The organism is Rhodococcus sp. MSC1_016, from assembly GCF_023667485.2.
GTDB classification, from domain to species: Bacteria; Actinomycetota; Actinomycetes; order Mycobacteriales; family Mycobacteriaceae; genus Rhodococcus_F; species Rhodococcus_F oxybenzonivorans.
The window spans coordinates 3,219,889-3,242,230 of the sequence record NZ_JAMOZI020000001.1; the positions used below are offsets into that span (position 1 = coordinate 3,219,889).

Genomic DNA, 22,342 nt, shown 5'->3' on the forward strand with positions numbered 1-22,342 from the left:
ACAGCACGTTGCGCCGATTCGGTCACACCGACAGCAGGTTGCGCCGATTCGACGGTCACTCTTGTACCTCCAAGCTGAGCAGGTCTTCCACGGTTTCCCTCCGGAGGATCACGCGCGACTGTCCGTCGCACACCGCCACCACGGCAGGACGGGTGAGCAGGTTGTACCTACTCGACATCGAGTAGCAGTATGCACCGGTGGCAGCGACGGCAAGCAAATCGCCGGCATCGATGTCCTCGGGCATCCAGGTGTCACGGATGACGACATCGCCGGATTCGCAGTGTTTACCCACGACTCGCGACACCACGGGTTCGGCTCCGCTGACTCGGGAGACGAGCTTCGCTTCATATTCCGCTTGATACAGCGCCGTGCGGATGTTGTCGCTCATTCCGCCGTCGACACTGACGTAGCGGCGAGTAAGCGCGCTCCCGACGGTGACGTCTTTGATGGTGCCGACCTCGTAGAGCGTGACCGTCCCCGGCCCGGCGATCGCTCGTCCCGGCTCGACCGCAAGGGTCGGCTCGGGCAGGCCGGCGAGAGCGGACTCGTTGCGCACGATGTCGCCGAGTTTGGCCGCCAACTCGTCCACGGGTGGAGGATCGTCGCTGGGCACGTACGAGATGCCCATACCGCCACCGAGGTCGATGATCGAGATCTGGGCGGTCTTGTCCACACCGAACTCGGCGACGACGTCACGGAGCAGCCCGATCACCCGGTGTGCTGCCACCTCGAATCCGTCCACGTCGAAGATCTGCGAACCGATATGGCTGTGCAGCCCGACGAGACGCAGATTGCCTGCGGCGAATACTCGCCGGACCGCGTCGATCGCCTTGCCGCCTGCCAGTGAGAAACCGAACTTCTGGTCCTCGTGGGCGGTCGAGATGAATTCGTGGGTGTGCGCTTCCACTCCGACCGTCACACGGATCAGGACATCCTGTACGACACCGGCTTCGGCGGCGACTGCGTCGAGGCGGTCGATCTCCATGGACGAGTCCAGAACGATGTGGCCCACTCCGGCCTTCACTGCCGCCTGAAGTTCGGCGACCGACTTGTTGTTGCCGTGCATGGCGATTCGCTCCGCCGGGAACCCTGCATGCAACGCAATCGCCAATTCACCGCCCGAGGCGACGTCGAGCGACAGCCCCTCGTCTGCCACCCAACGGGCGATCTCGCCGCAGAGAAACGCCTTGGACGCGTAGTGGACTTTGGCGGAGGGCCCGAATGCGCGCGCCATGTCACGGCACCGGGACCGGAAATCGTCCTCGTCGACGACGAACAGTGGCGTCCCGTACGTCTCGGCAAGTTCGGTGACCGGAATCCCGGCCAATCGGACAACGCCGTCCGGACCGCGTTCCGCGTTGCGGGGCCACACCTCGGGAGCGAGCGCCGCGAATGCGGTTGCGTCCGTGGGACGCTCGGGTAGTCCGGGTGCGTGTAGCTGTTCGGCGTGCTTGGGACCGGCGGGATGCGCGTTCACATCTGCTCCGGGGCGCTCACGCCGAGGAGTGCGAGACCGTTTGCCAGCACCTGACGCGAGGCGTCGCACAGAGCGAGCCGCGCGACATGCAGTGGCCCGACCTCCTCGTCACCCTGAGGCAGAACCCGGCACGCGCCGTAGAAGCGGTGATAAGCACCGGCCAGCTCTTCGAGGTACCGCGCAATGCGGTGTGGCTCACGGAGATTCGCCGCACTGGTGACGACGCGCGGATACTCGCCGAGCGTGCGGATGAGATCGCCCTCCTGCTCGGAGACCAGCAACGCGAAGTCCGGATCGGCAACCGTGACACCCAGCTCGGCGGCGTTGCGCGCAATCGCCGACAACCGAGCGTGCGCGTACTGCACGTAGTAGACCGGGTTCTCGTTGCCAGTGCTGGTCCACAGCTCGAGGTCGATGTCGATGCTCGAATCCACCGACGAGCGGATCAACGCGTATCGCGAGGCGTCGACACCGATGGCCTCGACCAGGTCGTCGAGCGTGATCACCGTCCCGGCCCGCTTGCTCATCTTCACCGCGACCCCGTCGCGGACCAGATTGACCATCTGCCCGATCAACACCTCGACGGTGTCCGGGTCGTCGCCGAACGCGGCGGCAGCGGCCTTGAGCCGGCCGATGTAGCCGTGATGATCCGCGCCGAGCATGTAGATACACAGATCGAAGCCGCGCGCACGCTTGTTCTGGAAGTAGGCGATGTCCCCTGCAATGTAGGCTGCGTTGCCGTCACTCTTGATGACGACACGATCCTTGTCGTCACCGAAGTCGGTGCTCTTGAGCCACCAGGCACCGTCCTCCTGGAAGAGACTGCCGGAGGATTTCAAGGTCTCGACGGCCTTCTCGACCGCACCTGACTCGAACAGCGAGTTTTCGTGGAAGTAGACGTCGAAGTCCACTCCGAACTCGTGCAGGGTGCGTTTGATGTGCGCGAACATCAGGTCGACTCCGAGCGACCGGAACACTTCCTGCTGCTCACCCGCCGGAAGCTCCAGTGCGTCCGGACGCTGTGTGAGCACCTGAGCCGCGATGTCGGCGATGTATGCACCCGCGTAACCGTCGTCGGGAGCAGGTTCCCCCTTGGCGGCGGCGATGAGCGAGCGGGAGAAGCGGTCGATCTGGGCGCCGTGGTCGTTGAAGTAGTACTCGCGTGTGACGGCGGCACCCTGGGTGGACAGGATGCGGCCGAGCGCGTCACCGACGGCAGCCCAGCGCGTACCGCCGAGGTGGATGGGCCCGGTCGGGTTTGCGGACACGAACTCCAGGTTGATCTTCTTGCCGTCGAGGGTGTGCCCGGATCCGTACGCGGTGCCCGCTTCGAGGATCTTGGCGACGATGGCGCCCTGGGCGTCGGCGGCCAGGCGGATGTTGAGGAAACCGGGGCCGGCGATATCGGCACTGTCGATACCCTCGGCAGCGGTCAGCGCCTCGGCGAGCCAGGTCGCGAGTTCGCGGGGGTTGGTACCGACCTTCTTGGCCACCTGCATCGCGACGTTGGTGGCGTAATCACCGTGCTCGGGGTTGCGCGGGCGCTCGACCGTGAGAGTTTCGGGAAGCACGGACACGTCGAGTCCACGTTCGGCGAGCACCTTCGCGGCGGTTCCGCGGAGCAGTTCGGCAAGGTCAGCTGGAGTCACAGGTATCTATCCTATGGCCAAGACGTCCCGGGCGGTGACCCGCCTGGCCCAGAGTCCCACAGACGGCCGGATAGGCCCCGACCGGCGTGGCGGATGCCACTCTCCCAGCTTGCGCTCAGGGTGGGTAAGTAGAGTGGGGTCGCCCTGAGTCCCGGTCTCAGCCTCGGGCGAACCGGGGTAGAGCGCCCGTAACCCACACACCGAAAGATCACAATCGATGCCAAGCGGTTCGGATAGTCGCGGTCCCGGTAAGAACTCCGGTGCCAAGTCGGCCAAGGCCATCAAGGCCGCCAAGAAGAAGAGTGGCGGCGCGAAAGCCAAGGGCGGCGTCTCCGCGCCCCGGCACATTCCGTGGCTGACGATCGGTGCGTCGGCGGCGGTCCTCGCGCTGGTCGCGATCCTCGCGGTCAACCTGGTGCCCAAGTATCAGGCGAAGGAGGAGGCCCAGCGGTACGCGCCCAGTGCCGAAAATCCCGACCCTTCGGTCAACATCGACGGCGTGCTGAAGGTCGACTACCCGGCCGGCATCCACATCCAGCCGACGCAGCGCGTGGCCTACGACCAGTCGCCTCCGTTCGGCGGCCCGCACGACGCCATCTGGGCGACGTGCACCGGCACCGTGTACGCCAATGCGATCCGCACCGAGAACGCAGTGCACTCTCTCGAACACGGCGCCGTGTGGGTGGCCTACAACCCCGACAGGCTGTCTGCGGAGCAGGTCGACACACTGCAGGACAAGGTGGACGGCCAGAGCTACACCCTGATGTCGCCGTACCCGGGGCTCGACAGTCCGATCTCGCTGCAGTCGTGGGGCCACCAGCTGAAGCTCGACAGCGCCGACGACGAGCGGATCGATCAGTTCATCACGGCCCTGCGCATCAACAAGAACACCTACCCGGAGGTCGGTGCCAGCTGCTCGACCATCCCCGGCTCCGGTTTCGACCCGGACAACCCGCCCCCCTTCGATCCGAGCGCACCCGGCGCCGATGCAGTGCCGATGGACGGTGGCGGCATCGCGCCGGACCAGTCCGAGACCGGCGGAGCGGGAGCCCAGTTGCCGAGTGATTTGCAGCTGCCCTCCGACCTGCAGCAGGCGCCCGCCGAGGGCGGTAATGGCTGAATCGGCCGACGCACCTGGATCCGGAGTCGGATCCAGGGCCGAGCCGGCCCATTCCAGGCCGAGTCAGCGCGCCGCGCTCTTGGTGATCGGAGTGATCGGCGCCGTCACACTCGGTTTCGCGCTCGGATTTCTGGCGCGACTTCCACTGCAGGACAACAACTCTGCCGTCCCCGAGGCGGGATCCGTCGATGTGGGATTCGCCCAGGACATGAGCGTGCACCACAGTCAAGCGGTCGAGATGTCGGCGATCGCCCTCCGGAACACGAGTGATCCCACCGTCCGGACTCTCGCCTACGACATCCTGACCACCCAGCAGAACCAGCTCGGCCAGATGCAGGGGTGGCTCTCGATCTGGGATCAGCCGTCCCTCCCGTCCGGCGGCTACATGGGCTGGATGGCGTCCGAGCACGACGGCGGACACGATCATTCCTCCGGCGAGAACACACATGCGGGGTCTATGTCGGCGATGCCGGGAATGGCGTCGTCCGAGGACATGGCCAGGCTGCGCCAGGCCACCGGGACCGCGGTCGATGTCGAATACCTCCAGTTGATGTTGCGACATCACCAGGGTGGACTGCCCATGATGGAATACGCCGCCCAACGAGCCTCCCAGCCCGCCGTCCGCGGGCTCGCACAGACCATGGTCGAGACCCAGCAGGGCGAGTCGAGGTTGCTCACCGACATGCTCACCGAACGCGGCGCCGCTCCGCTCCCGATGAACTGACGGCCTCGCCCCTCAGGACCAGGTCCAGTCGCGTACCTCCGGCAGGTCCTCGAAGTGCTCGACCACGTACTCGCCGTGCCGCTCGAGCTGGGTGAGGCAGAAATCGGCGAGCTCAGTGGCCCCGGCCGGTTCGGTTTCTACACGGCGCAGCGCCTCGAGCGCGAGGTGGTAGCGGCTCATCCTGTTCAGCACCACCATGTCGAACGGGGTGGTCGTGGTGCCCTGCTCGCTGAAGCCGCGAACATGAAAGCGTTCGGGTTGCGGCCGACCATGAAGTAACTCGTGGACCGCGCGTGAATAGCCGTGGAACGCGAACACCACGTCGGTATCGGCGGTGAAGAGGTCGGTAAATGTGCGGTCGTCGAAACCGTGCGGGTGCTCCGTGGGCGTCAGCAACGCCATCAGATCGACCACGTTGACCACACGGGTGACGAGGTCGGGTGTGTGCTCACGCAACAGCTGGGCTGCCGCGAGAATTTCTTGCGTAGGAACGTCACCCGCCGCGGCAAGCACGATGTCCACGGTATCGGCGGCCGCCTCGGTACCCGCCCACGCCCAGACCGACGCCCCGGCCGCGCAGTGCGCGTTCGCTTCCTCGAGCGTCAAGTATTGGAGGTGCGGTTGCTTGTCCACCACGATGACGTTGACGTGGTCGGTGCTGCGGAGACAGTGGTCGGCAATCGAGAGCAGCGTGTTCGAGTCGGGGGGAAGCCACACCCGAACGACATCCGGGGCGAGCGGAATGACGGCGTCGATCATCCCGGGCCCCTGGTGGCTGAAACCGTTGTGGTCGTTGCGCCAGCAGGTGCTGGTCAACAGCACGTTGAGCGAGGCCACCGGCGATCGCCACGGCAGGTCCACCGCGTGTTGCAGCCACTTCGCGTGCTGGACCAGCATCGACACACTGACCATGGCGAAGGCTTCGTAGCTGGCAAAGAGCCCGTGCCGCCCGGACAGCAGGTACCCCTCGAGCCACCCCTCGCACAGGTGCTCGCTGAGCACCTCCATCACCCGTCCGCCCGCGGACAGGTGGTCGTCGTAGTCGGTGACGGGTAGCTGCCAGCATCGATCAGTGCTCTCGAACACGGCGCCCAACCGATTGCTGGCCGTCTCGTCCGGGCAGAACAGCCGAAAGTATCCGCCGCCGTCCGGTGCGGTGGTCGCCGCGTAGACGTCCCGTAACAGTTCGCCGAGGACGCGGGTGGTCTCGTGCAGCGTGGCCCCCGGCCTTTCGATGGTCAATGCGTACTTGTGCAGTGGTGGTATCGGAAGATCGACGCGTAGACGCCCGCCGTTGGCATAGGGAGAAGAACCCATTCGTTTGTCGCCCCGCGGCGCCAGCTGAGCGAGTTCGGGCACCAAGGCACCCTGGGGATCGAACAGGGTCTCCGGGGAGTAGGACCGCATCCATTCCTCGAGCTGACGCCGATGCTCGTCGTTGGTGCGGACGCCCGACAGCGGAACTTGATGGGAACGGTGTGTTCCCTCGACGAGGACGCCATCGACACGGTGGGGGCCGGTCCACCCCTTCGGAGTGCGGAGCACGATCGCCGGCCATTTCACAGGATGCCGGCGACCCGCCCGCGCCTCCTGGCGGATCTCGGTTATCCGGTCGTGCGCGTCGACCAGCGCCCGGTCGAGTGTGCGGAAAACCACGGCCGGGTCGTCGCCCTCGACCACGGTCGGCGCCCATCCCTGGCCACCCAGGAAGCCTTCGATGTCCGTGTCGGTACTGCGCCCGTAGACGGTCGGTCCGGCAATCTTGGCCCCGTTGACGTGCAGGATCGGTAACACGGCACCGTCCCGTTCCGGGTTGAGGAAGGCGGGGAGCTTCCACGAAGCGGACAGCGGCCCCGTCTCCGCCTCACCATCTCCGATTACACACGCCACCAACAGGTTCGGGTGGTCGAATGCCGCACCCGCCGCGTGCGCCAGTGCATATCCGAGCTCACCGCCTTCGTGGATACTGCCCGGCGTCTGCACGCTGACATGACTCGGGATACCTCCCGGTGTCGAGAACTGCCTGCACAAGTGCCGGAGTCCGGCAGCGTCACCGGAGACCGCGGGATACACCTCCGAGTACGTCCCCTCCAGATACGTGGCAGCGACGAGGGCGGGCCCGCCGTGACCAGGCCCCGTCACGTACAGGCAGTCCGCGTCTGTACGCCGGATCAACCTGTTGAGAAGGGCGTAGATCATCGACAAACCGGGACTGGTCCCCCAATGCCCGAGGAGCCGGGGCTTGATGTGCTCCGGAAGCAGCGGCTCACGCAGAAGCACATTGTCCTGCAAATAAATCTGCGCGACGGTGAGATAGTTGGCCGCAGACCACCAGCGGAGATCCAACTCGAGTTCGCGCTCCGGATACTCCGCGTTCGAGTTTTCCGAATGGACATGCTGCCGATCGGTCATCCTCGACCCTCCCCTGGATGTGCGCAGGCGTCCTTTCCGACACTAGGCGGATTCGGTCGACCGTGCGGGGGTTGTGGGCCGAACTCGGGGACCGATTTGGTTCTTCCCCCCATCGATGCGCTACGATTGGCGCGCCCAATCGGCACACCGGTTTTTCCGGTGCGCCCCCGTAGCTCAGGGGATAGAGCGTTCGCCTCCGGAGCGAAAGGTCGCAGGTTCGAATCCTGCCGGGGGCACCACGAGAACACTGCGCCGCATCTCGCGGTGCACATTTCTTCCTGGTGCTACCAGTCCTCCCCCGGGTGATCTCCCCGGGCATTCTGCGAGAGCTGCAGCGTCGGCCCCGGCCGCGTACATCGATTCGAACGCTGAGCTCCCTCGCACCTTCGCTGTGGGTTTTGCGGCTTCACCTTTCCGCCATCCTTTCTCCATTTGCGTCAACCGAGGGACACTCCGTGCACCAGCCCCACCCACATCCGCTCACCCTCGGCGTGATCGCGCGCTCGAGCAAGGCCGACGAACGCCGACTTCCGATTCACCCCCTGCACTTCGACCGCATCGACGCCGACCTGCTGGGCCGTATCCACCTCGAGCATGGTTACGGCGAGCCGTTCGGTGTGTCCGACGAGCAACTGGCCCGCTCGGTCGCGGGAATGCGCACACGGAGCGAGCTGATCGCGCAATCCGACGTCGTACTGCTCCCGAAGCCGCTCGCGAAGGATCTCGAGGATCTGCGCGACGGCCAGGTCCTCTGGGGGTGGCCGCACTGCGTGCAGGACACCGAGCTCACCCAGGTGGCCATCGATCGTCGCCTCACCCTCGTCGCCTTCGAAGCCATGAATCACTGGAGTGCCGAAGGGTCGTTCCAGCTGCATGTCTTCCACAAGAACAACGAGCTCGCCGGCTACTCCTCCGTATTGCACGCCCTGTCGATCGCCGGGTCGACGGGTGATTACGGCCGTCGACTCCGCGCGGTCGTGCTCGGTTTCGGGGCCACCGCCCGCGGGGCCGTCACCGCGCTGAATGCTCTGGGAATCCACGACGTTCATGTCGTCACGCAGCGTGGCGTGACCGCCGTCAGCTCGCCCATCCACTCGGCGGAGATCGTCCAGTTCGACCACGACGACGCCGACCCACGTCGAAGCCACGTCACGACGGACGACGGCCGGCTGCCGCTGGCGGGATTCCTGGCCCGTCACGACATCATCGTCAACTGTGTTCTGCAGGACACCGAGGCGCCGCTGACCTTCCTCGTCGACGAGGACATCGACACCCTCCTGCCCGGTTGCCTCGTCGTCGACGTGTCCTGCGACGAAGGCATGGGCTTTGCCTGGGCGCGTCCGACCTCCTTCGCGGACCCGACGTTCATGATCGGCGAGAACGTCCGCTACTACGGTGTCGACCACAGCCCGTCACATCTGTGGAACTCCGCCACCTGGGAGATCAGTGAGGCGCTGCTCCCCCATCTGCGCACCGTTCTCGGCGGACCCGCGGCCTGGGACACCAGCGAGACGATCCGGCGGGCGATCGAAATCCGCGACGGAGTGGTGCAGAACCCCAAGGTCCTGTCGTTCCAGGACCGTGCGGCCGACTACCCGCACGCGGTCCTTACCTGAGCGCCGCGGACGAACGGGACGCTCGTTCGATCTGACACAACGAGCGTCCCGTTCGCGCGCAACAGCGCAGGGCGGGTCGGCACAGGTCAGGCAGGCGCGCGGCGACGCATCTCGCGACGGAGGATCTTCCCGCTCGCCGTCTTCGGCAGTTCGTCGACGATTTCCACCCGCCGCGGGGCCTTGTAGGTGGCCAGCCGCTCCCGGCAGTACTCGACGAGGTCGGCCGTCTCCACCGTCGTACCCGGCCGCAGGCTGACGAAGGCGGCGACGGTTTCACCGCGATAGCTGTCCGGTTCACCCACGACTGCGGCTTCGCGCACCGCCGGATGCTGGTAGAGAACGTCCTCGACCTCCCGCGGCCACACCTTGAACCCGGACGCGTTGATCATGTCCTTCTTGCGGTCCACCACGTACACCCAGCCCTCGGCGTCCATGAAGCCGACATCACCGGTGAGGAGACGGCCACCCGGCAGTGACTGCGCCGTGGCGTCCGGCTTGTTCCAATAGGCGGGTACCACCATCGGTCCGTCGACGGCAATTTCGCCGACCTCGAGTGGCTCCAGGTCTTTTCCGTCCTCGCCGATGATCCGGACCACTGCGGAGGGCAGGGGCAGGCCGATCGCCAGCGTTCCCGATGCCGGATCGACTGGTGCTTCCAGGTTGGGCGGGACGACGACGCAGGGTGCGCTCGTTTCGGTGAGCCCGTAACCGTTGCGAATGTATTTGCCGGTCAGCTCGCGGAAGCGCTCGACGATGGCGGGAGGCAGTGGGGCGCCGCCGGACATGACGGCCTCGAGGGAGGCGAAGCGTTCCCCGGAGAAGTCGGGGTGCGCCATCAACGCCATGTAGGCGGTGGATGGACCCACCATGAAGATCGGCCGCTCACGTTCGAGGGCGTCGAGGACGACCCCGGGTTCGAAGCGGTACACCAGGATCAGCGGCGACGCCAGGTCGATCGCGGTGAGGAGCTGGCACACCATTCCCGTGATGTGGAAGAGCGGTGCCAGGGCGAAGATCGGCGCGCCGGCCGGTTTGTCCTCGTACAGTCGCAGAATTGCGCTGTTCACCGTCAGGTTGCGGTGGGTGTTGGTGGCACCCTTGGGTACGCCGCTGGTTCCGGACGTGTAGGACACCAGCGCAATGTCTTCGGGTGTCAGTCCGGGATCAGGCACCGTCGCTCCGGCCCGCACCCGTGCCACCTCGAGGAGGTCGGGCACGTTCTCGCTGCGGGCACGGGTTACCGTCCGGAACAAGCGCTCGTCGTCGGAAGTCTGGATGTCGAGTTCGCTCGAGGTGAGCGCGATCCGCACCCCCGCTTCCGACGCGCGTGAACCCACCCGGTCTGCCCACGCGCTCTCGCTGCACACGATCGCAGTGACCCCCGCGTCGGTGAGAATGTGTGCGAGCTCGTCCCGGTACATCGGGTTGAGAGGAACGACGACACCGCCGGCCTTCCACGTTCCGATCAACGCGAGAACGAACTGCGGAATGTTCTGCAGGTAGATCGCGAGCCGGTCGCCCCGCTGAAACCCGTTCTCGAGCAGGTACGCGGCGATACCGTCGGTGAGTTGGTCGACTTCCCGGTAGCCGAGCGTGCCGCCGAGGTAACGCACCGCCGGGGCGTCTCCGGCGGTGACGACCGCCGACTCGAACATGTCGAGCGCGGTACGGGCCGGGATATCTCCCACGCGTCGAACCCTCTCCTCGTACCGGTCCATCCAGGGCCTGTCGTCGTACCAGCTCATCGCCGCCGTACCGCCTCTCGATCTCGTCCGAATTCGTGATTGTGTATGCCCGCCGGCGTCAACGTGTGCCCGACAGTCCCCCGTCGACGGGGATGACGGTGCCCGTCAGGTATGCGCCCGCCCGCGAGGACAGGAATATCGCGGTGCCCGCGATGTCCTCGGCACAGCCGACCCGGCCGAGTGGAACGGCGCTCTCGACGAGTTCCCGGCGCGCCGTATCGCCGAGGAGGTGGGCAATCATCTTCGTCGGAAATGGTCCGGGCGCAATCGCATTGACGGTGATGTTCTCGACGGCCAGGGTGGCCGCGAGCTTCCGCGTGAGCATGTGCACGGCAGCTTTACTCGCTCCGTACGAAAAGTTGTCGCTGCTCGACACGACCAGGCCGTCGATCGAACCGATGTTGACGATCCGGGCGGGTTGATCCCCGGTGGCCGCGGCCCGCAGTCTGGGCAGTAGTTTCTGCGTCAGCGAGAACACACTCTTGACGTTGATGTCGAAGATCTTGTCGAACGCGGCCTCGGGAAACTCGTCGACCGGTGCGCCCCACGTCGCGCCGGCATTGTTGACCAGAACGTCGAGTCGCGGGGCTACCTCCTCGACGTGGGCGGCGAGGCTGTCGATGCCGTCCGGAGTGGACAGATCGGCGGGATGGGCGTGGCAGGACCCCGGCCCGAGCGCGGACAGCGCGGACGCCGTCTCGGCGCAGTCGTCGGCTTTACGGGACGACACGAGGACCTGCGCTCCCGCCCGGACGAATCCTTCGGCGATCATCCGACCGATACCGCGCGAACCTCCGGTGACGACTACAGTCTTTCCGGCGACATCGAACAGCGAATGAGCATCCACGAGCATTCCTTTCACGGTTGGAAGACGAGCCGACCGACGGTGCTGCCCTCACCGAGCCGGCCGAGTCCGTCGGCGACGTCGGCGAGCGAGAGCCGCTCACTGATGAGGGGCCGGATCGCGCCGGACGCGGCGAGCCGGGTCAGCTCCTCGTGGCAATCGGCGATGGCCTGCTGGTTGTACTGCTTGTACAGGCCCCAGTGCAGTCCGATGATCGAGTAATTCTTGATCAGCGCATGGTTGAGTCCCGGAGTCGGGATGGTGCCGCCCGCGAAGCCGATGATCAGGATGCGTCCCTCGAAAGCGATGCACTTGGTGGACTTGGCGTAGGCATCTCCACCGACTGGGTCGTAGACGACGTCGGCTCCGCGTCCACCGGTGAACTCCTTGACGAGTGGGACGAAATCCTCGGTGCGGCGATCGATCACCAGGTCGGCCCCGAGCCGGCGACAATACTCCGCCTTGTCGGCCCCTCCGACCACACCGATGACCTTCGCCCCGGCCGCCTTCCCCAATTGCACTGCGGCACTACCCACTCCGCCGGCCGCGGCGTGCACGAGCAGAGTCTCCCCCGCCTCGAGATGCGTCCGACGATGGAGGGCGAACCAGCTCGTCTGGTATCCGATACTCAGCGCCGCCGCTTCGGCGTCGTCGAGGGCGGCCGGTGCGGTGAAGGTGTTCGCCTCGTCGAGAACCGCGAGCTGAGCGAACCCGCCGCCGGGCAGGTTCGGATTACCGATCACCCGGTCGCCCTGCGTGAACCGCGTGACACCGTCTCCGACGGCAACCACCTCGCCGCACAGTTCGACACCCGGGGTGAAGGGCAGCGGCGGCGTGATCTGGTACTCCCCTCGGCACAGGAGCACATCGGGGAAGTTCGCCGGTGCGGCGAGCACCCTGACCAGCACCTGGCCGGGACCTGCCACCGGGTCCGGGACCTCCTCGAGTTGCAGCGCGGTACGCGGCTCGCCGAGTTCGTGGACACGCCATGCCTTCATCGTCTTCTTCCTGACTGTCGGTGCGGTGAAACGGTTTACGCGGGCAGATCGATCAATTCGGCGAGACGCGCTCGGTGACGGTAGGCCGTGCCGAAGGCGAGCTGATCGCTTTTCGCCCTCTTCAGATAGAGGTGCGCGGGGTATTCCCAGGTCATGCCGAGTCCACCGTGTAGTTGGACGCACTCTTCGGCGGCATGAACGGCGACACCACTGCAATACGCCTGCGCGAGCGCCGCCGCGATCTCGGCGTCCGCGTCGCCGCGAGCAGCGGTGTCAGCCGCGTAACGAGCAGCCGCAGCGGCGGAGGTGATCTCCAGCCACAGGTCGGCAAGACGATGCTTCAGCGCCTGGTACGAGCCGACGGCACGCCCGAACTGCTTGCGCTCCTTGACGTAGGCGAGCGTGGTGTCGAAGCACCACTGTGCCACTCCGAGTTGTTCGGAGGCGAGGAGCGCAGCACCGCAGAGGAGAGCGCCACGGATGGCCTCTACTGCCGCACCGTCGTCGACCCGAGTCGACGACGCAGCGGTGAAGTCGACATCGGCCAGGGGACGCGTCATGTCCAGCGCGAGAATCGGGGTCACGGTGACGCCGGCGCTGTCCGTGCGCACAGTGTGAAGCTCGAGCCCGTCGGGCCCCTGCACCGGAACGACCAGAAGTTCGGCTTCCGCGGCGCCCGCAACACTGGTGACGCGGCCGGTCAACCCGTCGGCGCCCAGTCGGACGGTCGCGCTGAAGCGGTCGGGCGGCGTGGCCAGGCCGATCGTGAGGGCACCGGTGGTGGAGCCTTCGGCGAGATCCCGGACGATGGTCGTGTCTCCCGCCTTCACCAGCGCGACCGTCGCGAGTACAGCGCTCGAGAGATACGGGACGGGCGCCACGGCACGTCCGATCTCTTCCATGACCACGGCGGCTTCCCTTGCGCCCGCCCCTGCCCCGCCGATCGATTCGGGGACGAGGAGACCGGACAGTCCGAGTTCGACGGCGAGCGACTTCCAGACGGCGGAGAAGTCACCGGGCGACGAGTCGTAGGCACTCATGACGAGCTCGTGCGGGCAACGGTCGGCGAGCAGCCGCCGGACACTGTCGCGGAGGGCGTCTTCGGTGTCGGTGTACAGCAGATCTGCGGTGCTCATCGGGGCAGGTCCTTCCAAGCGATGTCCTTGTCGACGCGATGCTCGGGGGGCAGCCCGAGAACACGTTCCGCGATGACGTTCCGCAGGATTTCCGACGTGCCGCCCTCGATCGAATTACCTTTCGCGCGCAGGTAGCGGTATCCGGGTTCACGTCCGGTGAAGTCCACCTTGTCGGGCCTGCGCATGGTCCAGTCGTCGTAGCGCAAACCCGCTTCGCCGTGCAGCTCGATGTCGAAACCGGCGATGGTCTGTGCGAGCTGGGCGAAGGCGAGCTTCAGTCCGGACCCCTCGGGGCCGGGTTGCCCGGCCGCGAGTTGCTGCCGTAGCCGTTCACCGGTCAACCGGGCGACTTCGGCTTCGACCCACAACCGGAGAAGTTCGTCGTGCATTGCCGGGTCCCGCAGTTCGGGACGTTCACGCCATGCCGCGGCCACGGGGCCGATCATGCCGCTTTCGCGCGCTGCGGCCGACCCGCCGATCGCAACGCGTTCGTTGTTGAGGGTCGCGGTTGCCACCCGCCAGCCCTGCCCCTCGTCCCCGAGCCGATCGGCGTCAGAAATTCGCACGTCGGTGAGGAACACCTCGTTGAACTCGGCCTCGCCGGTGATCTGGCGCAGGGGGCGAACGTCGACGCCGGGATCGCTCATGTCACAGAGAAAGTAGGTAAGACCCGCATGTTTAGGCACGGCAGGATCGGTGCGGGCCACGAGGATAGCCCGCTGCGCATTCTGCGCGCCCGACGTCCACACCTTCTGGCCGTTGACGATCCAGTTGTCGCCGTCACGGACCGCACGCGTCGCCACGGCAGCGAGGTCGGAACCCGCCCCCGGCTCACTGAACAACTGGCACCAGATGTGCTCGCTGGTAAAAATCGGACGCAGATATTTTCGCTGCTGTTCGTCGGTCCCGAAGGCCGCGATGGTGGGCGCGGCCATCCCCAGGCCGATGCCGTTGCGGCCCTTTGCCGGTGCCGGCGCGCCCGCCGCTTCCAGCTGCGCGTCGACCTGGGCCTGGAAGCTCTGCGGCAGACCGAGCCCGCCACGTCCGGGCGCGAAGTGAACCCACGCGAGGCCGGCGTCGAACCGCGCGCCGAGGAACTGCGTCGGATTCGAGGTGTCGTTCTGCTCGAGCAGCGCCGTGACCCGTTCGGTCAGTTCTCGCGCGATCGTCTGTTCGTCAGTAGTCATAGCTGGCGACCTTCTGTGCAACCTTCACGAGGCTTCGTCTCCTTCGCCGTACATTGTGACTCGCGTCTCTCTTTTGTATAGTTGAATCCGTCGTCAAGTTCAAGTGGCGGTGCAGCGAAACCGCAGTGCAGTTCGCCTCAGACATGACCGACACCCACCATCCGCGATCGAGGGAGACCGATGACCGACACGACTCAACTGCCCATCCGCCCGGCGAGCTACGACGAGCTCACCGCTTTGATCGGGAAAGAATTGGGCCCCACCGAGTGGCATGAGGTCACACAGGAACGGGTCAACGCGTTCGCCGACGCCACCGGTGACCATCAATGGATTCACGTCGACCCCGAACGCGCCGCATCGAGTCCGCTCGGCGGAACTATCGCGCACGGTCTCTACAGCCTGTCCCTCGGACCTGCCCTCTCCGCGACCCTGCTGCGATTCGACGGTTTCGCGCACAGCCTCAACTACGGATACAACAAAGTCCGGTTTCCCGCCCCCGTTCCCGTCGGTTCGCGGATCCGGATGCGGGCGACCGTGACGGCCGCCGAACAGGTCGGCGGCGGCATCCAGGTGACGATGACTCAGGTGGTCGAACGGGAAGGCTCCGACAAGCCGGTGGTCGTGTCGGAGTCGGTAGCCCGGGTCGTCGAAGCCGGTTAGGCCTCGGTCTGTACGTGCCGCCAATCCTACGGCGGCACGTACTCGCGCGTGATCCCTTGATCGAAGCTCGACTCGGAGGCTGACGTACATGGCAAACGTGATCGACCCCGTGTGCTTCCACGCGGACACTACCCCCGACAACATTGCTCTGCGGGGTGCAGACAGCACCCTGACCTATCGACAGCTGCAGATCGCGAGCACGACCTACGCGGGCGCGCTTCGCGAATGGGGTATCTCGCCCGGCGACCGCGTGCTCCTCGCCGCCCCGTCCGTGCCCGAGTTCGTCGTGGCTTACCTGGCGATTCAGGCGGCCGGGGCCGTGGTGGTCCCGGTGAACACGATGTCCACTCGGCCGGAAACCGAGTACGTTTTGAGCGACGCCGGTGTGTCGCTGGCGATCCTCTGGTGCGAACTGGGGCCCGCGATGAGCCAGGCGGCAGCAGCGCTCGACGTGCCGGTCTGGACGTTGTCCCCGGAAATAATTGTCTCGGACGGGCTCCAGAAGCCCATCGTCGACCGGGACGGCGAGGACACCGCCGCCATTCTCTATACGTCCGGAACGACCGGACGGCCCAAGGGTGCGGAACTGACCGTCGGAAACCTGCTGTCGGGCGGGCAGATCGGCGCCGAATGCAGTCGCGGCTCGAGCGAGGACCGCACAGGGACGGGGCTCCCGCTCTTCCACGTCTTCGGACAGGCCTCGGTCATGATGGCGACATTCACCGGTGGCGGCTCCTTGTCGTTGCTGGCGCGGTTCGACCCGTCCGCGATGCTGGCGATGCTGCGCCGCGACCGCCTGACCATCATGGCCGGTGTCCCGACGATGTGGAATGCGATGCTCCACGCGGCCGGCGACGCCGACCCGGAGGATTTCGCTCAGCTTCGGATCGCTATCTCCGGCGGCGCCTCGCTGCCCGGAGAGGTAGCCCGCGCATTCGAAACACGCTTCGGGTGCACCATCCTCGAGGGGTACGGGCTCACCGAGACGACCGCATTCGGCACGTTCAACGACATCGATCGCGGTGGCAAGACCGGCTACACGGGATGCGCCGTTCCCCGTATGGAGGTCGAGGTCCGGGACCACGACGGGAACCAGTGCACACCCGGCACCGTCGGTGAAGTCTTCGTGAAAGGTCCCACGGTGATGAAGGGGTACTGGCGCAGGCCCGTCGACACCGCAGGCGTGTTGTCACCGGACGGCTGGTTCCGCACGGGCGACCTCGGCTGTGTCGACTCGGACGGAGACCTCCGCATCGTCGACCGGGTCAAGGACCTCATCATTCGCGGCGGCTACAACGTGTATCCCAGTGAGATCGAGGAGGTGCTGTACACGCACCCCGACGTCGTCGAGGCCGCGGTCGTGGGTGTTCCCGACGACCACTACGGAGAAGAGGTGGCCGCGGTAGTCGCCCTCCTGCCTGGATCAGAACTGGACGGCGCCGAGCTCACGCGGTGGACTCGGGAGCGGCTGTCCGCGTACAAAATTCCCCGCATCATCTCGATCGTCGACGCCCTTCCCAAGGGCTCGACCGGAAAAATCCTCAAGCGGTCGATCGACAAGGCCGCGCTGAGAACTGACCCATTGACCGTTGAGGTACCTCGAAAGGTGACACCGTGACATCCGTCAACAGACAGGTTCGACTGGCGAAACGCCCGATCGGCCGGCCCGACGACTCCACCTGGGAGATCGTCTCCGAACCGATTCCCACACCATCGGACGGTGGGTTCACCGTGCAGGTCGACTATGCCTCGCTCGATCCCGCCATGCGTGGCTGGCTCGACGACGTGAAGTCGTACGTGCCGCCCGTTCAGATCGGTGAGGTGATGCGCGCGCATGCCGTGGGCCGCGTCGTGGCGTCGAAGAATCCGGCGTTCCCGGAAGGGGCAGTCGTTTCCGGACAGTTCGGAATTCAGGAGTTCGCGGTGTCCGACGGCCGGGGTGCTCTTGTCGTGGACGAGACACTCGCACCCGCGCCCACCTGGCTGGGTGCACTCGGATTCCCTGGCATGACCGCCTATTTCGGCCTCACCGATGTTGGCAAGCTCGAGAAGGGCGACGTCGTGCTCATCTCGGGAGCGGCGGGAGCGGTAGGAAGCATCGCCGGCCAGATCGCCAAACTGAACGGCGCAACGGTGATCGGCATTGCCGGTGGCCGCGAGAAGTGCGCGTGGCTCACCGATGAGCTCGGTTTCGATGCCGCGATCGACTACAAGGCGGGGCCGGTGGGCCGCGCGCTGCGGGCGGCCGCACCCGACGGCATCGACATCTACTTCGACAATGTCGGCGGTGACATTCTCGACGCCGCACTGGGGCGTCTGCGCAAGAATGCGCGTGTCGCGTTGTGCGGTGCGATCTCCGGATACAACGCCACCGATCCGCAGCCCGGCCCGTCTCGGTACCTGTCGCTACTGGTGAACCGGGCGTCGATGACCGGATTCATCGTCTTCGATTATCTCGATCGGTTCCAGGAGGGCATGGAGGCGATGTCGGAGTGGATTCGCAACGGTGACATCGTGACCCGGGAGCAGGTGGAAACCGGCGGTGTCGAAGCTTTCGGCCGCACGCTGACCATGCTGTTCGACGGCGCGAACACGGGCAAGCTGGTACTGAAGATCAGCGACAACTGAATACCCCTGCCACGAAAGGAATGCCCACCGCCGTTCGGCGGTGGGCATTCTTTCGGCCTTGATGCCCTACTAGTAGAACTGAGCTCCGGGAACAGCGTTCGGGTCGTTACGGACTTCCGCCGGGTTGGTCTCGTGGAGCCGCCACGCACAGAGGAATGTGACCAGCCCCATCAAGGCGACGAATACGGCGACGAGCGTGGTGGTGCCGGTTTTGGCAATCAGCGCGGTCATGATGAAGGGAGTGCCACCGCTGACCGTGATCGCAGCCAGTTGGTAGGCCAGGGAGGCTGCCGAATAGCGCACGTTGGGTGCGAACAGCTCGCCCATGTAGGCCGCGATCGGACCGTAGGTCATGGACTGGAACACACTTCCGACGGTGACTGCGATGAAGAACAGCATCAGGTTTTTCGTGTTGATCAGCCAGAAGTACGGGAAGGCCCAGAGCACGATCATTCCGGCGCCGAACAGGATCATCGGCCGACGACCGATCTTGTCGGACACGTGCCCCGACCACAACACCACACCGACGGTAAGGCCTGCACTGAGCAGCGAGATCGCCAGCAGATCGTTGCGCTTCATGCCCAATTCGGCAGTGCCGTAACTGAGCACGCCGGCGATCGAGATGTAGAACAACGAGTTGGTGGCCGCGAGAAGACCGCACCCGAGCAGAATCTTGCGCCAGTGGTCTTTGATCGCCTGGGTGAGCGGTGCCCGGACCACCGTTTCCTTACCCTTCTGTGCCTCTTCCTGCAGCTCGCGGAACTCCGGTGTGTCCTCGACTTTGGTCTGGATGTAGAGCACGACGGGGAACAGCAATGCACTGGCGAAGAAGGGGATACGCCAACCCCAGCTGAGGAACGCCTCGTTCGAGATGGCGGCGGTGGCGCCCAGGAACACGAGGTTGCCGAGCAGCACACCGAACGAGACACCCATCTGGCCGAAGGTGCCGGAGAACCCTCTGCGTTTGGGACTCGCCGATTCGGTCAGCAGAAGGACGATCCCACCCCACTGACCGCCGCACGCGATGCCCTGGATGAAGCGCAGCACCACCAGCAGAATCGGTGCAGCCACTCCGATCGTCGACGCACCCGGGAGGCATCCGATAAGGAAGGTGGCGAGGCCCATGAAGAGCAGGCAGGTCACCACCGCGGGTTTGCGCCCGTATTTGTCGCCGTAGTGGCCCGCGACCAGTCCGCCGAGAGGCCGGGCGACGAATCCCGCCCAGAAAGTGCTGAACGACAGCAGAGTGCCCATCAGCGCCGATGAGTCGGGAAAAAAGACTTGCGGAAAGACAAGAGCCGCAGCGGTTCCGTAGAGGAAGAAGTCGTACCACTCGATGGAACTGCCGACGAGACCTGCCGCCAGCAGCTTCCGGTGTGCCCGCTTCCGCTGGACGGCCGTGTCGCCGGTTGCGTCCTTACTCGGCTGCACCGCGGATGTAGTCATCCAATCACTCCTCGAGATAGGTCTGTGGGGGTGTGGCTAGAGATGAAGTTTTAGAACATGACGCCAACTTCAAGTCAGTGAGCGCTTGCTTAGTGTGTTTCACTTGTCGTGTGATGTCAATCACTCGAGGCGATACTTTCGACATATATGTGCGGTGGGCGCTCCCGGCCCGCCGCACCGGTGAGGACGACGCATGACAGATCTACGGGACGAAACCCCAGCTCCCGGTCAACCCATTCGCGATCTGTCGTCCTCCGAGGAACGCCTACTCACCGCAGCTACGATGCTGTTCTCGGACAGGGGCTTCGAGGCCACCACCACCCGGGACATCTCCGCAACGGCAGGACTGAGTCCCGCCGCGATGTACGTACACTTTCCCTCCAAGGAAGAACTGCTGTTCCGGCTCGTGTGCCGCGCCCATGAACGGGCACTGGCTCAGGTACTCGATGCGGTTGCACCGTTCACCGACCCGATCGACCGGGTTCGCGCCTTGGTTCGGGACTTCAGCATGTTGCACGCCACGAACTTTCGGAAAGCCCGTATCGCGCAGTACGAGAGCCGGCACCTCCGCGCGGAACACCGTGAGGCCGTGGCTCAGACACGCCTACGGATCCGTGTCGCAGCAATGCGCGAGGTGCGCAGGGGAATCGACGAGGGCGTCTTCCTGATCCCGGATCCCCGAGTCGCGGTGCTCGCCATCATGTCGCTCGCCATCGACATCTGCCGTTGGTACGACCCCGACGGCGAATTCACCCCCGAAGAGCTGGGCGACATCAACGCCGACCTCGTCCTGCGAATTCTGCGCGCGCCCGGCTACTGACCTCGGACAGAATCCGGCACGCGCAGAGCATTCGTCCACATTCGCGCCAGGCCTGTCGCCAACTGATCGAACGAGAGAGATTTCCTTTCGCTCACCGGTCCGACGAAATAGCTGTACGCCGTCCTGCCGACCATGGCAGAGAGCGCTTTGGACGTGAGCATCGGATCCAGTGCCGCATCTGCGAGGCCGCGTTCCTGCAGGTCCGCGATCGCTCGGGCGTTGCGTCGGAAGAAGATGTCGTCGCGACGGCGTTCGAGTTCCCGGAATTCGGGGTCGACATGCGCCACCTGCTCCAGCACCGCCAGCAGTCGCGCGTTTCTGCGGCACGCGTGCAGATACGCGCGGATGCTCGCCTCGACGATCGCGTGTACATCGCCTTCGTCGGCCACTCGTCCCATGCCGGGGTGGAGCAGGTCATTTTGGGTCACCTCGACGACGGCGGCAAAAACCTGTTCCTTGTTGGTGAAATAGGTGTAGAAGGAGCCGGTCGAGAGCCCAGCCTCCTTGGTGATGTCGACGAGTCGGGCATCGAGATAGCCCTCTCGCTCGAACACAACGCGCGCGGCGGCAACCAGCCGATTCCGAGTACGGACTCCTCGTGCGGTTACGGGCGGCTCCCGGAGGAGGGTGGCGTTCGCCATCGAGGGCGGACCGTCGTCTCCTCGTTCGGGAAGAACTCCCCCACCATCCGACTTCTCCATACTAGAGTATTACTTGAATCCGGCCTCAGTTTCAAGTGAATCCGCTCAATACGCAGATGCGTTCTCGAAATATCGCCGCGGGACCTCCACCAGCATCTCGGAAATCATGTCCTCGGTGACACCACGCTCGCGGACGTACGGCAGCACGTCGTTCTCGATGTGCAGGTAGTGCCACTGCGGGAGCGCCGCCATCAGATTCGGATCGATCCAGTCGATGTAACAGGATGCGTCCTGGGACAACACCATCTGCCCGGCGAACCCGCGGCGGCACATCTCCACGAGCGTGTCCGCGCGCGCCTCGAAAGTCGTGTCCAGATTGATGCCGAACCGGTCCATTCCCAGGATGAACCCCTGCTCCGCCAGGCTCGTCAAATGCTCGACGTCCGTTGTGTCACCACTGTGCCCGAGGACGATCCGGTCGGGCCGCACCCCCTCCTCGTCGCACATGACCCGCTTGACGTGCACACCGGCGGCGCTGCCCGGATGGGTGTGTACGGTGATCGGCACCCCCGTACGCCGATGGGCTTTCGCGACCGCCCGCATCACGCGCTCGACGCCGGGCGTCAATCCGGGTTCATCGATAGCGCACTTGAGCAACCCTGCCCGGACCCCGGTGTCGGCGATTCCCACCTCGATGTCCTTGACGAACATATCGACCATCGGATCGGGAACCTCGGCACCCACCATGGCGTCGAGTGCGGGACCTCGATAATGGAAGAAGAACGGTACGTCGTCGTACGTGTACAACCCGGTTGCGGCAACGATGTTCAGGTCCGGGAGCTGTTCGGCCACCCGACGGATACGCGGTATGTACCGACCGAGGCCGACGACAGTGGGGTCGACGATGGTCCGGACTCCCTGCTCGGTCAGCGCACGAAGCTTCGCCACCGCGTCCGCAACGCGCTCGTCCTCACTTCCCCACTCATCCGGATAGTTCTGCTGCACATCGGCAGTCAGCACGAACACGTGCTCGTGCATGTACGTACGACCGAGGTCCGCGCTGTCGACAGGCCCACGGACGGTGTTGATCTGGGTCATCGGCGCTCTCCTCCGGGTCGGGCGGTGTTCGGCTGAATTACCGGGCGAATCATCACCCGGCACGGCCTCCCACCGCTCGCATGTGACGGCCGTCATAGTTCGGTCCGGTCACAGTAGAGCGCAGGTGAATCTGACGTCAAC

The 22,342-nt window shown here is 65.3% G+C and carries 18 protein-coding genes and 1 tRNA gene; 8 read left to right on the forward strand and 11 right to left on the reverse strand.

Annotation, left to right across the window (positions count from 1 at the left end; all coding sequences use genetic code 11):
• Positions 1-55: 55 nt before the first annotated feature.
• Both lysA and argS read right to left on the reverse strand, forming a co-directional pair.
• Positions 56-1,477 (reverse strand): diaminopimelate decarboxylase, encoded by a 1,422-nt coding sequence (lysA, locus tag L1080_RS14845; RefSeq protein WP_250777226.1) that lies wholly within the window; start codon positions 1,475-1,477, stop codon positions 56-58.
• The gene (gene argS, locus L1080_RS14850; protein ID WP_159921194.1) at positions 1,474-3,126 is read right to left on the reverse strand and encodes an arginine--tRNA ligase; all 1,653 of its coding nucleotides are present in this window, start codon (positions 3,124-3,126) and stop codon (positions 1,474-1,476) included. The genes lysA and argS overlap by 4 nt, the downstream gene beginning before the upstream one ends.
• Positions 3,127-3,343: 217 nt before the next feature.
• Between argS and L1080_RS14855 the strand changes: the two genes are divergently transcribed.
• Complete coding sequence (locus L1080_RS14855) at positions 3,344-4,246, forward strand: DUF3105 domain-containing protein (protein WP_250777227.1); 903 nt, start codon at positions 3,344-3,346, stop codon at positions 4,244-4,246.
• Complete coding sequence (locus tag L1080_RS14860; RefSeq protein ID WP_250777228.1) at positions 4,239-4,970, forward strand: DUF305 domain-containing protein; 732 nt, start codon at positions 4,239-4,241, stop codon at positions 4,968-4,970. Before L1080_RS14855 ends, L1080_RS14860 begins: the two co-directional genes overlap by 8 nt.
• Positions 4,971-4,982: 12 nt before the next feature.
• On the opposite strand, the gene L1080_RS14865 is transcribed toward L1080_RS14860, so the two are convergent.
• A complete protein-coding gene (locus L1080_RS14865) occupies positions 4,983-7,382 on the reverse strand; it encodes a phosphoketolase family protein (protein ID WP_159921188.1) in 2,400 nt (799 codons plus the stop codon).
• Between the two features lie 163 nt (positions 7,383-7,545).
• On the opposite strand from L1080_RS14865, the gene L1080_RS14870 reads away from it, so the two are divergent.
• Positions 7,546-7,621 (forward strand) — tRNA-Arg (locus tag L1080_RS14870).
• A 216-nt stretch (positions 7,622-7,837) separates the two neighbouring features.
• Positions 7,838-8,998, forward strand: coding sequence for a N(5)-(carboxyethyl)ornithine synthase (locus L1080_RS14875; protein WP_159921186.1), 1,161 nt, complete (start codon positions 7,838-7,840; stop codon positions 8,996-8,998).
• An 86-nt stretch (positions 8,999-9,084) separates the two neighbouring features.
• Here L1080_RS14875 and L1080_RS14880 read toward each other — a convergent pair whose 3' ends face one another.
• The 5 genes from L1080_RS14880 to L1080_RS14900 are packed head-to-tail and all read right to left on the reverse strand — an operon-like array spanning position 9,085 to position 14,908.
• Positions 9,085-10,743: an AMP-binding protein gene (locus L1080_RS14880; RefSeq protein ID WP_250777229.1), complete on the reverse strand. Its 1,659-nt coding sequence runs from the start codon at positions 10,741-10,743 to the stop codon at positions 9,085-9,087.
• A gap of 58 nt (positions 10,744-10,801) precedes the next feature.
• Positions 10,802-11,590 (reverse strand): SDR family oxidoreductase, encoded by a 789-nt coding sequence (locus tag L1080_RS14885; RefSeq protein ID WP_250777230.1) that lies wholly within the window; start codon positions 11,588-11,590, stop codon positions 10,802-10,804.
• A gap of 11 nt (positions 11,591-11,601) precedes the next feature.
• Positions 11,602-12,585 carry an NADPH:quinone oxidoreductase family protein gene (locus tag L1080_RS14890; protein ID WP_159921180.1) on the reverse strand — a complete coding sequence of 328 codons (984 nt, stop codon included), beginning with the start codon at positions 12,583-12,585 and terminating at the stop codon, positions 11,602-11,604.
• Positions 12,586-12,620: 35 nt separating this feature from the next.
• Complete coding sequence (locus tag L1080_RS14895; protein WP_250777231.1) at positions 12,621-13,721, reverse strand: acyl-CoA dehydrogenase family protein; 1,101 nt, start codon at positions 13,719-13,721, stop codon at positions 12,621-12,623.
• Positions 13,718-14,908 carry an acyl-CoA dehydrogenase family protein gene (locus L1080_RS14900; RefSeq protein WP_250777232.1) on the reverse strand — a complete coding sequence of 397 codons (1,191 nt, stop codon included), beginning with the start codon at positions 14,906-14,908 and terminating at the stop codon, positions 13,718-13,720. The genes L1080_RS14895 and L1080_RS14900 overlap by 4 nt, the downstream gene beginning before the upstream one ends.
• 180 nt (positions 14,909-15,088) lie before the next feature.
• Between L1080_RS14900 and L1080_RS14905 the strand changes: the two genes are divergently transcribed.
• The 3 genes from L1080_RS14905 to L1080_RS14915 all read left to right on the forward strand — a co-directional run bounded on the left by L1080_RS14905 (position 15,089) and on the right by L1080_RS14915 (position 18,196).
• Complete coding sequence (locus tag L1080_RS14905) at positions 15,089-15,568, forward strand: MaoC family dehydratase (protein WP_159921174.1); 480 nt, start codon at positions 15,089-15,091, stop codon at positions 15,566-15,568.
• A gap of 88 nt (positions 15,569-15,656) precedes the next feature.
• Positions 15,657-17,186, forward strand: a complete 1,530-nt coding sequence (locus L1080_RS14910; protein WP_250777233.1) for an AMP-binding protein — start codon at positions 15,657-15,659, stop codon at positions 17,184-17,186.
• Positions 17,183-18,196, forward strand: coding sequence for an NADP-dependent oxidoreductase (locus L1080_RS14915; protein WP_250777234.1), 1,014 nt, complete (start codon positions 17,183-17,185; stop codon positions 18,194-18,196). Before L1080_RS14910 ends, L1080_RS14915 begins: the two co-directional genes overlap by 4 nt.
• Positions 18,197-18,265: 69 nt before the next feature.
• On the opposite strand, the gene L1080_RS14920 is transcribed toward L1080_RS14915, so the two are convergent.
• Positions 18,266-19,642 (reverse strand): MFS transporter, encoded by a 1,377-nt coding sequence (locus L1080_RS14920; protein ID WP_159921168.1) that lies wholly within the window; start codon positions 19,640-19,642, stop codon positions 18,266-18,268.
• 193 nt (positions 19,643-19,835) lie between these two features.
• Between L1080_RS14920 and L1080_RS14925 the strand changes: the two genes are divergently transcribed.
• Positions 19,836-20,462, forward strand: a complete 627-nt coding sequence (locus tag L1080_RS14925; protein WP_250777235.1) for a TetR/AcrR family transcriptional regulator — start codon at positions 19,836-19,838, stop codon at positions 20,460-20,462.
• On the opposite strand, the gene L1080_RS14930 is transcribed toward L1080_RS14925, so the two are convergent.
• Together L1080_RS14930 and L1080_RS14935 are read right to left on the reverse strand one after the other, a co-directional pair.
• Positions 20,456-21,103 carry a TetR/AcrR family transcriptional regulator gene (locus tag L1080_RS14930; protein ID WP_159927068.1) on the reverse strand — a complete coding sequence of 216 codons (648 nt, stop codon included), beginning with the start codon at positions 21,101-21,103 and terminating at the stop codon, positions 20,456-20,458. The genes L1080_RS14925 and L1080_RS14930 overlap by 7 nt on opposite strands.
• 105 nt (positions 21,104-21,208) lie before the next feature.
• On the reverse strand, positions 21,209-22,201 hold the full coding sequence (locus L1080_RS14935) for a phosphotriesterase family protein (RefSeq protein WP_250777236.1): 993 nt from the start codon (positions 22,199-22,201) through the stop codon (positions 21,209-21,211).
• Between the last annotated feature and the right edge of the window lie 141 nt (positions 22,202-22,342).